The following is an 11,035-nucleotide window of genomic DNA, read 5'->3' as shown; positions in this document are numbered from 1 at the left end:
GCGATTGCCGGTCCCAAGATCGGCTTCGACCTTGCCTTGTTCTTGAGGACAGGGACATCTGTTGTGCCGGCCATATAAGCCTCCTCTGCCGCAAATGAGTCCGTCGGCGGCAATCGCTTCATGGACCCGCACAGGCGCTTCGGGCGATCGATCAGCTGAAGGACTTGCCGCAGCCGCACTTCTCGCGCGCGTTGGGGTTATCGAAGACAAAGCCGGAAGATTCGAGCCCGGTGAGAAAGTCGACGGTCATGCCGGCGACATGCGGTTGGGAGCCCGCGTCCACGAACAGCTTGATCCCATCTGTCTCGGTGATCGCGTCGCCCTCGCGCGACACGCTCTCCAGGCCCATTAAGTATTTGAAGCCGGCGCAGCCGCCGGCCTGGACCATGATGCGAAAGCCTTCCGCCGGCTCGCTGGCGCGGGAAAGAGCAGTCTTGATGGCGGCAACAGCGTTGTCGGTGAGCGTAATCATGGCTCCATTCTCCTCAGTCCGGGACCTGCTTGCGCATCACGTTGCATGCACCGTGCCAAAGCAAAAAATGTTTCAACACAGCGCGGCATCTCTGACCCTGCGGTGGTTCTTGTGAGTCCATTGCTGCGAAGGTGTCGGCCAACCGACACGTACTGTCGGGTTTGTCGGGTCCGCCACGCGGGATGTTGGGCCTGAGTTGTTGGCTGAACTCACATTAAACCAATGACCATTACAGAAGACTCCTTCTGAGCTTGCTTGGGCGCAATTGGCACGGTTTTTGAAGCTCCACTGGCGAGGCGGCAAGAGACTGCCGATCCACAATCGTGTCGTGGGTGCCCTCGCGATCGATGCGGCGAAGCAAGGGAGCAACATGTCAGGACTGGGTCAGACACGCTTGGTTTGGCGAAGCAGCGCCGCCCGTGGCATCCGAATGACCGATTGGCCGATTGCGACAACACCCACAATCGCTCACCACCGCCCGGTGGCCACCGACCGGCTCGATGAGATTCCATCGGCATGTGCCTGCTCGTGTCACTCGGGTCTCGCCGCTCCGATAGCACCCCCGGTTTTCGCGCGGGTGCGACGACGTGCGCACGCTGCCCAGCGACACTTTGTTCACGGGCCAGCAGCAGATCAGGGTCGAGCATTACGGCGCGCCCGATCGGCTGAAGATTCACCGGCAGGGCAGCTGATCCTCACACGTAGGTGGAAGCAGGGGTAAGACATGGACCAGCGCGAGAAACCGTCGCCGGACGAAATCCGGCGGGCGTGCGAAGACAATCCGAAAATCCGGGAGCATGATCTCGCCGCTCGATTGGGCATTTCGGAAGCCGAATTGGTCGCGGCGCATTGTGGTCACGGCGCGGTGCGCATCGAGCCGCGCGTCGATGATCTGCTGACCGGCCTCGAAGCGGTCGGCGAGGTGATGGCGGTCACCCGCAACCAAAGTGCCGTGCACCAAAAGATCGGCGTCTACGACAAAGTGGTCACCGGCAACCCGCATGCCATGGTGCTCGGCGACGAGATCGACCTGCGCATCTTCCCGAAAGCGTGGGCGTATGGCTTCGCCGTCGAGAAGCGCGAGGGAGCCGAGATCCGCCGCAGCCTGCAATTCTTTGATGCCACCGGCGAGGCGATGCACAAAGTACATCTCAGGCCCGCCTCGAACCTGCACGCCTATCAGAATCTGGCGGCAGAGCTTGTATCCTCCGACCAGGAGCCGATCATATCGGTCGAGGCGAGCGGGGCGCTCGATAATGCAGTGAGTCCAGACCAAGCCGCCACGGTCGACGACCTACGCGAGCACTGGAGCCGGCTGAGCGACGTGCATCAGTTCTACCATATGTTGAAGACCCTGAAGCTCAGCCGCTGCCAGGCGATGCGTATGGCCGACGAGGATTACGCCTGGCTGCTCGACAATGATGCCGTTGGCGCCCTGTTCCAACAGGCGGCCGAAGACGAGATGCCGATCATGTGCTTTGTCGGCAATCGTGGTTGCATCCAGATCCATTCCGGCCCGATCAAGTCGGTCAAGCAGATCGGGCCGCGGATCAATGTGCTCGACGAGAACTTCCATCTCCATCTTAGGACTCATCACATCCGCGAGGTCTGGGCCGTGCGCAAGCCGACGAGGGACGGTCACGTCACGTCCGTTGAAGCCTATGGCGCCGACGGCAAGATGATCGTCCAGTTCTTCGGCACGCGCAAGGAAGGCGAACGCGAGCGCAGCGACTGGCGGTTTCTGGCCGAGAGTCTGCCACGCGTTCCCGGTCCGACCGACAGGGATGTGTAGAGCCGACAGGCCCTCGGATTGAACCGACCGCCATAGGACTCGGCACCACGTTCCGACAGCGGCTCGCGAGGAAATATAGGTCCATGTGCGATAGAGCTTGCCGTCGTAGCGCATAGGGCGGTTAGGGTGCACGCCGGAATTGACCGCAGCGATACAGTCAAGCTCGTCGTCGGCCGGACCGCTGCGCACGAGTGCATCGCCGTCTAGCCGGAAATCCTTGCAGCGGCTCCGAGCGATATAACGCATACGCCATCAGTGCCGAACCGAAGCGCGGCTCGACCTTGTTGATAATTTCGATCATCACGCGCAAGCGCCGCCGGGTCTTGTCGGACCGCACCCGATCCTTGCGCTGGATCGCGTCGTTGCTCAGTCCGGGCCGTGCGAGCGATCTCCTCGCTCGTCGACCGGAAGGCAGTGCAGCAGCAGCAAGGTCGAACAGCCCGATGTCGCGGCCTCGACAAAACCAACCGCGGATGTCGGTTGTCGGACGTTGTCGTAAGAATGATGGACAGCTGATCATCAACTTAGCGGCGGCGGGCCCAGTGCAGGCTGGCATCGATTGGTGCAGCGCCATGGGTACGCCTATCCGGCACGCGACTTGCTTCGACAATTTGATCAGCAGGGCATCAGCAGTGCGTCACGGTGCTCAGAGGTGATTGACCAGCCTCTCAACCCTAACGGGGATAAGCGGCGGCTTTGCTTCATGACCGCAGCGCGGCGGAGATGCCCCTTCTGATCGACTTCGCAACCGATCTCATCCGCGCTGGTGCAGGTGGGCTGTATCAGGCGACAGAATCTAGAAGGCGCCCGACAAGAGACGTGCCCATGCTGGAAATCGACTTTATGAACAGCGGTGCAATCTCAATCGAGCCATGAACGCCAATGTAGAGAACACAAAATGGCGACCAACCCCGTTCCAGATCATGTCCCGCCCGAAATGGTGAGGGACTTCAGCCTGTTTACATCGCCAGGCATGCCACCAACACCCAACGGGGATCCACACGCAGCTGTCGCTTGCGTACATGACGGGCCTCCGATCTTTTACTCCCGCTACAACACGCAAGATGGCCGGGGTACCTGGGTCATCACCCGTGCCGCGGACCAGCGGAAGGTGCTGCAGGACGCAGAGACTTTTTCCAGCCATCGCAGCATCTTCTCCTCCATACTGGGTGAAAACTGGCCGACGATCCCGCTTGAGCTCGATCCACCGGCCCATGGCGTCTTTCGCTCACTGCTCAATCCGCTGCTTTCGCCAAAGCGGGTGTTGGCTTTGGAACCGGCTGTCCGCGAACGGGCGGTCGAGCTGATCGAAAGGATCGCCGCGTCGGGCACAAGCTGCGACGTGATGAAGGATTTTGCCTTTCCTTTCGCGGTGAGCACCTTTCTTCGCTTTCTGGGGTTGCCCGATGACCGACTCGATACATTCGTCGGCTGGGGGAAAGATCTGCTCCACGGCGACGATAAGGAACGACCTGTGGCTGCCCGGACGATCGTGGCATTCATCGACGAACTTGCAGCCATGCGCCGCCAGGAGGCGGTTGACGATTTCATGACCTTTATCGTGCAGGCAGAGGTCGAGGGCCGCCGGCTGACGGACACCCAAGTCCGCGGCATCGGCGTGCTTGTCTTCGTCGCTGGGCTCGACACGGTCGCAGCAGCTATAGGCTTTGACTTGGCGTACCTCGCGCGCAACCTCAAAGATCAGCAATTGCTGCGGAGCGAACCGGACCGCATCCCGCTCGCAACCGAAGAATTGCTGCGGGCCTATCCGCCCATTCAGTTGATCCGCGTGGCTACGAAAGATATCGACTTCGAAGGCGCGCCGATCCGGAAGGGGGACTATGTTTCCTGCGCCACGATGATTGCCAATCGTGACCCGGCGGAATTCGAATGCCCCAACACGATCGATTTGGAGCGAGAGGACAACCGCCACGCAGCGTTTGGCTATGGTCCCCACCGTTGCCTTGGCTCACACCTTGCCCGGCGGGAGATTGTCATTGGCCTGGAGGAGTGGCTGGCGCGCATCCCACCTTTCAGGATCAAGCAGGGTACGGCACCGATAACCTCTGGGGGCCATGTGTTCGGGATCGAAAATTTGATCCTGGACTGGTCTTAGGCCCGCCCCGAGCCGGGGCACAGACAATGGAGGCAGCGCCATGCGCATCATCGTCCAAAATGCCAAATGCCAGGGTCACGCGCGATGCGCGGTGCAAGCGCCGGACATCTTCAAGCTTGATGACGAGGGTTACATCCTGCCTGGTGACATTGAAGTTGCGGAAGGGGAGGAGCTGCGTGCATCGCGAGGCGCGCGATCCTGTCCTGAACGTGCGCTGGAACTCACCCGCTGCGCGCTTTGAGGACTCATTCAACCGAGAGTCTGGCGGGCTTGAACCATGTGGCCGCACTCAGCACGCGACCTCTGTCCCGCACGGTTCACGTCCAACTCTGCAGGGGCATTTCCGGCGCCAGTGTTCCCCGTGAGGCGCAAACGGCAGGGCAGGGGTTCGCGAACACCTCTTCCAATCACAGAATTTGCGTCAGAGCCGACGGACCAGACGAGAATTGCCGAACTACTCGACGCGAGGCGACCCGGAGTGCCATACCGAAGAACTGCCCGACCCATGTTGCGGCAGGCCGGGTCTCTGCATGATTTGATAGGACGAAACCAGGAGAACGCACCATATTTGCCCAACATTATGCCCGGCTCAGCACCGGCCAATGGCCGCACATCGAGCTGGAGAGGAGGTTCGACCAGCATGTGCTTGCCTGTGTGCTTTCACGTGCGCTCGAGGAGATCGAGGCCGGCGAGGCGACGGCGACGGACGCAACCGGACTTTCGCGCGCCGAGTTGCGCGATGTCCTGGTCCGCTGTTTCCCTGCTTTTCCTATCAACGCGTTTGCCTTGAAAGAGGTGAGCGAGCCCGAGCCGGATCTGGAAGAAGAACTTCTGCATGGACTGCTGCTGGCGCATGCCCGACATGGCGACCCGGCGAGCGCCCGCTTCGCCAAGATCATCGCCCGGCGTGCGATGCGCAATGACCACCTCTGGCAGGACCTTGGCCTTTTTAATCGAACCGACCTCGGCCGCCTGCTCGCCTCGCATTTTCCGACGCTGGCGGCCGGCAACACCCAAAACATGAAATGGAAAAAATACTTTTACCGAAAGCTCTGCGAGGCCGAAGGTTTTTCGCTGTGCAGCGCCCCCAGTTGCCGGGACTGCAATGATTTCGAAAGCTGCTTCGGCCCGGATGAAGGCGAAAGCCGCCTCACACGGACCAAGGACAACGCCTAGGATTGAGAGCCGCTTGCGTCAGTCGTACAGCGTCAGCGCTCGCGCCGCGCCATATGTCTGTTGTCAAATCTCGACGGACGCCATCGTTGAGACGGCCATTTCGGCAGCGATAGCCCTCTTTTCGGCCTCCTGGGCAAGATGACTGGCCGCGACCTGCGAATGGCCCCTGCGGCAAGCAAGGCGCCATAAATAACTGCGCCCAGCAGAACCAGTCGGCAAGAACGAACGGAACTGGCCACGTGGACGGGTATATCGAAGCGTCCATTGTTGACGTCAGCATTATACCTGGTAACGCCAGACTTCGACCGATTTTCAGCGGGCCGATAAGAAAGGCGCTCGAAGAGAAGGCGACTTTCGACCTGAACCGGAAATTGCAAAGCTGCAAGCCCAGTTGGAGCAGCAGTTGGCCCGGTTGAAGGATGCAGAAAAGTTGGCGATCAAGCTCAAGACTAATTCTGTTGGCCTCAAACGAATCAACGTCGCCGACGAAGCAATCGAGGTCGTAGCCGGTTTCACAGGACGGCGGACATTGGGGTCGGCAGTCTAGTCCCAGCCAAATAGGGCGCGCGCTTCTGCTACTGCGCAAACGCCTCTGGAGTCGATTTTATCAGCTCGTTGGCGTGATCTTCAGTTCCTTCGCCACAAAGCCCGGCGGAGAAGAGTATGCTGCCTGGCCTATTCATTCGCCCAAGCCCGCTTGCCACGGCAGCTATCGTGGTCATTTTTACATCAGACGATCGTCTCGTGAGCAGTGGACCGCAGAGTTGCGAAGACGCAGTTGCCCTTTGCTTCTACTGTGCATAGAAGCCATTTGTGCGGGCAGAGGTACAAAATCTGGGTGCGGTGCTGTGGGAATAAAATTCGAAAAGCTAAATAAACTGCGAGAGTCACTGCTAGAGGCAAATCACGATTTCCGCGCCAGCACCCAATTGTTCAATAGCTTGGATGTCGCGAAAATTGATCGCGAAATGGATCTTGGAGATCGCGGAAAGCAGCGGGGCGAGGCGAACCAACCTCCGAAGGCGGCCAAGAATTTCGACGACGTTGAGCATGCAGTCATCGAGAGGGTCGAGGACGAAAAAAAGGCGGCACACCACACCCTCGAGGATAGCCTGCAGCTTCTCTCCGGACGTTTGGCGGGCCTCGACTTTGAAGAGCAATTTGGTCTGATCCGTCAGGCGAACGCCGCCAGTGTTTCTGATTTCAAGGCCTCGATCGCGGTAGGCCTGGACGAACTTCACGGATTGCGAAAATCGCTCAACGACGCGGAGAAGGAGCACGCCTGGTTCAAACAGAAGCACGGGCTTGTCCGCGCCGTTAGGATTCAGCACGGAGCAGCCTACGTTTTCCGAATTTCCTTGCTGATTTTCCTGTTTCTGATTGAAACGGCGATGAACGGAAATTTCCTTGCCAAGGGAAATGAACAGGGATTTTTTGGCGGACTCCTCGAAGCCGCCGCGTTCTCGTTTTTGAACATCGGCGCCGCTCTGCTTTTCGCAATATTCTGTGCACGCCTGGTGACTCACAGATCGTTTTTCGTGAAGGTGATCGGCGCGTTGTCGATAGTGGCATACATCGGCTTGGCATTGACCATAAACCTAGCGCTTGCACATTACCGCGAGGTCAGCGGGTCCTTTGTGAACGGAGCCGGTGTCGAGGTTGTGCGCAGCATGCTCGCCAATCCGGCCGGCCTTATGGATGTGAAATCCTGGCTTCTGTTCGGCATCGGTCTCATGTTTTCGATTTTTGCATTTATCGACGGCTGGTTCGTTCTCGACCCATACCCAGGCTATGCGGGTGTCGAAAACAGATTGGTCGCTCGCAGGGAAGACTACATCGAGCGCAAGAGCGAGCTCATCGAGGCTCTGCAAGAGGTGCGCGATGAGCACAACGAGAAGGTGGAGGACATCGTCAAGCGGCTGGGGAGCAGACGCAGGGAGCATCGGGCGATCATCGATCATCGGTCGAGGCTGCTGACGCTCTTTGTGCAGCATCAAGACCAGCTGGAGCGAGCCTGCAACCAGCTTCTCGCAAAGTACAGGGAGGCCAATATCCAGGCCCGCACAGAGCCAGCGCCAAAACATTTTGCCACGCCCTACAGACTCGAGCGCATAAAACCCCTGATATCGTCCGACGATGAATGGAGCGAGAAGGACCTGGGCGCCTCAATTCGTGACGCGCAGGAAGAACTCAACGCTCAGGTGCGGCTCATCGGGCTGGAATGCGAGCGGGGGATCGAACAGTACCGAGATCTCGACAAGCTTCATCCGGACAGCGTGAATGGCTAGGCGGGGCCGCAGAAGAAAGAATGGCAGTGGCGGCACCATTGTGGCAGCAGTTGGATTGGCCGTGCTGTCGGCTGCGATGCTGGCCGGTTTTGTTTGGATGTGGTCGAGATCCGGGAAGGACCAAATCGACGCCAGCACGAATTGCCCGTTGGCCGGTCCTGTAAGCCTGACGGCGGTCTTGATCGACGCCACCGACCCGATTTCGCCAATAACCATGGCCGATTTGAAGAATGAATTCCGTAAGACCATTGGGCGCGTCGAGCCCGGCGGCTATCTGAGGATATTGACGCTGGGCCCGACCCCCGGCGACCTGACTGTGATGTTTGATGGATGCAACCCGGGCGATGGCTCGACGGTCGACAGCTGGACGAACAATCCGTCCCGGCGGCAGAAGAAATGGGAAGATGCATTCGAGGATCCTCTGACGAAGCTTCCCGACCAGATTCCCAATAGCGAATCCGCTAGCCAATCTCCAATCATGGCCGGAATGCAAAAAATCAAACTGTCATTATTCGATAGCGGTTTGGCGAAAGAGAAGACCGCAAAGCGAATAATAGTCGTGTCGGATATGATTGAACATACGGCGCTGTACTCACAATATCGTTCGGGTCTCGATTACCAGAAGTACCTTGATAGTTCGGCCGACAGGACCTACGGGACATCGCTTGATGGCGTGGGGGTTACGATACTCTATGTCGATAGGGCGAAGAAGCCATTTGGCTCTTTCGGACATGCAGAGTTCTGGACCCGGTGGGTTCAAGCTCATCATGGCGAGTTTGAGAAGCTGGTAGGGTTGGAGGGGTTAAACTGATGGCCAAGAAGCGAGGGGAGTCCTTCTTGGGACATCCGAGCCTGCCCCTTGTCGTCTTTGCGACACTAACCCTGGGCGGCTGTGTGTTCATCGCAATAGCCAAGCTGTCGGGCGTAGACCCGATAATGGCGGCGAGCGCACCGGTATGCCTGATGCTCATCTATCTTGCCGCGTCCGTCTTCACCGGCAAGCTGCGGCTCCACGATGAGCAGACTGGCGACAATCTCTACTACATGGGTTTCCTGTTTACGTTGACGAGTCTCGGCGTATCGCTGTTTCAGTTTGGTTCCGAAGGATCCACCGACACAATCGTGAGGAACTTTGGTATCGCGGTGACGTCGACGATCACGGGCATTGCTCTGCGGATCTTTTACAATCAGATGCGCCGCGATCCTGCCGACATCGAACGGACGGCCAGGCACGAACTCGCCGATATGACGCGTCGTGTAAGAGCTGAGATGGAAAGTGTAACCAGGGAATTCGCTGACTTTCGCCGCGTCAGCAATCAGATGTTGGAGGAGGGTTTTGCCGAAATTGCCGTTCAAGCGGAGCGGAACGGAGAGCACATAAGATCGGCGCTAGATAAAATCGCGATGGAATCGATCAAACCGGTTCAAGAGGCCTCGGGAAAGCTCAGCAATGCTTTGAGCGATAATTTTGGGCAGATCGAAAGTCAGTTCTCGTCGATCGCACAGCGCGTCGAGGCGGCAGCCGATCTGCTCGACAAGGCCAACAGCTCAATGTCCTCTTCAGTTGGCAGACTGGGTGAACAGGCCGACAGCGTAGCCACCAAGTTAGAGAAGGTTGTCGTCCCTGATGAGGTCCTTAAGAACGATCTGGCGCCGATGGTGAAACTCCTTGGCAGCGCGGTCGCCCAATATGCTGTCAAAACAGAGACGGCTTCGCAGGAACAGCAAGCCCGCATGGCGGGCATCGTTGATGCTGTGGCTAAAGTGGCCGCAGGTGTGGAAAGGGCTGTGGCAGCCGCAGAGCAAACAGCGGAGAGTGTCCAAGCGCAACAGCGCTTGACCCAGGCGCTTGCTGCAGTGGTGCAAAAGCAAAGCAAGGACACCGGAGACCTTGTCGCAACCTTGGCAGGAAGAAGCCTCCACGCGCCGAGGCCTGTTCCCCCTCTCAACGCTCCTATCGCGATCGAACAGCCACTGGCAGATCTGGCCGCAAATGACACCGTCGAGAGCGCACCGATTAGGGTCGAGCCTGAGCCCCAACCAGACGCTTTCCAAACTCTGGGAAGCGAGCCTCCCGCCGAACGAACGGAACCGCCTAAGCGAACCAGTTGGTGGGGCAGGTGAGTGACGCTGGCGGAACTTCGGTCGCCTTCGAGCGCAAGGGTTACGGCCGCGGTTTGATACTGGGCCTGACCATGGCCGAGACGATGCTGCTTTTGGTGTTCTGCCTGCTGCTAGCAGCCGGTGCTATCATCACGAAAAAGCAGAAAGAGACCGATGAGGCGCTGCGAGCCGCTCAATCAAACAAGGAAAACGTGCAGAGGCTCGAAGCCGAAAACAAGCGGCTTCTGGCTCAGATAAAAGCGGTGTTTCAGCCCGCGAGCGGAGGAACCGTTCCCGACGAAGAATGGCGCGAGCTGGTCCTGGCCAAGGATGCTGTTAAGTCGGTCAAGGAAGCAGGTATTTCCCTGGAGGAGGTCGTGCGAAATGCCCCTGTCGCGAAGGTCCTTGCGGACAACGACATAAGCGTTGATCAGGCCAAGGCCATGATAGATGCGGCGAAGGTCTTGAAAGAATTTGGTTACATCGGCACCGACAAAGGGCTGCAGGATCTGGCTGATGTGCTCAAGAAGGCTGCAGAGCCGACGCAAGCAGCAAAACCTCACGATTGGCCGCCGATCATTAGTCTCAGCGAACTGGATGGCTATAATTTCGATACCGGAAGCGCAGAGCTTTCGGATCCGTTCAAAACAAAGTTGCGCGATCTTGCGAAGACAATCGCCGGCACTGCGACCTCTTACGGTGTCGACGTGATTGAGGTGATTGGACACACGGACGAACAGGCAATGGCGGGCGAATCCTCCAACATGGACAAAGGGCTCCAACCGGTTTTGTCAGGGAAAGTGGAAATCGGCTCACTCCATCCCGCCGACAATGCCGGCCTTGGTCTGGCGCGCGCGATTTCAGTCACGAGTGTGCTCAGTGACATGCCCGCATTAAAGGGGTTTACGATTTTGCCGATGTCAGGTGGTCAGCTCATCCTGCCCGGCGATCATCTCACCGACGGAGCGCAGATGGGCGATGTGCGGGCTCGAAGGCGCATCGAGATTAGGGTGAGGCAGCGATCAAAATTGGCGCCGGTTGGTGGCGCCAAGCCATGAATGGGGACGAGAGACTGGCGCCTTAGCCGG

The 11,035-nt window shown here is 58.5% G+C and carries 9 protein-coding genes and 1 pseudogene; 8 read left to right on the top strand and 2 right to left on the bottom strand.

What is annotated here, in order from left to right; translation table 11 throughout:
- Positions 1–151: 151 nt before the first annotated feature.
- A complete protein-coding gene (locus NKH93_RS22415) occupies positions 152–472 on the bottom strand; it encodes a HesB/IscA family protein (protein WP_023678237.1) in 321 nt (106 codons plus the stop codon).
- Positions 473–1,196: 724 nt separating this feature from the next.
- Between NKH93_RS22415 and NKH93_RS22410 the strand changes: the two genes are divergently transcribed.
- The gene (locus NKH93_RS22410) at positions 1,197–2,264 is read left to right on the top strand and encodes a hemin-degrading factor (protein WP_352494970.1); all 1,068 of its coding nucleotides are present in this window, start codon (positions 1,197–1,199) and stop codon (positions 2,262–2,264) included.
- Between the two features lie 126 nt (positions 2,265–2,390).
- On the opposite strand, the pseudogene NKH93_RS22405 reads toward NKH93_RS22410, so the two are convergent.
- Positions 2,391–2,725: pseudogene (locus NKH93_RS22405) on the bottom strand (hypothetical protein); the annotation flags it as partial.
- Between the two features lie 437 nt (positions 2,726–3,162).
- Between NKH93_RS22405 and NKH93_RS22400 the strand changes: the two are divergent.
- The 7 genes from NKH93_RS22400 (at position 3,163) to NKH93_RS22370 (ending at position 11,005) form a co-directional block, all read left to right on the top strand.
- A complete protein-coding gene (locus NKH93_RS22400) occupies positions 3,163–4,380 on the top strand; it encodes a cytochrome P450 (protein ID WP_352720372.1) in 1,218 nt (405 codons plus the stop codon).
- A gap of 40 nt (positions 4,381–4,420) precedes the next feature.
- On the top strand, positions 4,421–4,621 hold the full coding sequence (locus NKH93_RS22395; protein WP_352720374.1) for a ferredoxin: 201 nt from the start codon (positions 4,421–4,423) through the stop codon (positions 4,619–4,621).
- 323 nt (positions 4,622–4,944) lie between these two features.
- A complete protein-coding gene (locus NKH93_RS22390) occupies positions 4,945–5,556 on the top strand; it encodes a nitrogen fixation protein NifQ (RefSeq protein WP_352720433.1) in 612 nt (203 codons plus the stop codon).
- Positions 5,557–6,410: 854 nt separating this feature from the next.
- Entirely contained in the window at positions 6,411–7,844 is a 1,434-nt protein-coding gene (locus tag NKH93_RS22385; protein WP_352516062.1) for a hypothetical protein, read from the top strand.
- Positions 7,837–8,655: a hypothetical protein gene (locus NKH93_RS22380; protein ID WP_352972121.1), complete on the top strand. Its 819-nt coding sequence runs from the start codon at positions 7,837–7,839 to the stop codon at positions 8,653–8,655. The genes NKH93_RS22385 and NKH93_RS22380 overlap by 8 nt, the downstream gene beginning before the upstream one ends.
- Entirely contained in the window at positions 8,655–9,968 is a 1,314-nt protein-coding gene (locus NKH93_RS22375) for a methyl-accepting chemotaxis protein (protein ID WP_352516048.1), read from the top strand. The genes NKH93_RS22380 and NKH93_RS22375 overlap by 1 nt, the downstream gene beginning before the upstream one ends.
- Complete coding sequence (locus NKH93_RS22370) at positions 9,965–11,005, top strand: OmpA family protein (protein ID WP_352491463.1); 1,041 nt, start codon at positions 9,965–9,967, stop codon at positions 11,003–11,005. The genes NKH93_RS22375 and NKH93_RS22370 overlap by 4 nt, the downstream gene beginning before the upstream one ends.
- Positions 11,006–11,035 lie beyond the last annotated feature (30 nt).

The sequence above is a fragment of the Mesorhizobium sp. M0954 genome, assembly GCF_040319155.1.
Classification (GTDB): Bacteria; Pseudomonadota; Alphaproteobacteria; order Rhizobiales; family Rhizobiaceae; genus Mesorhizobium.
Note: the sequence above shows the minus strand (reverse complement) of the source record. Positions and strands in the feature narration are given on the sequence as shown.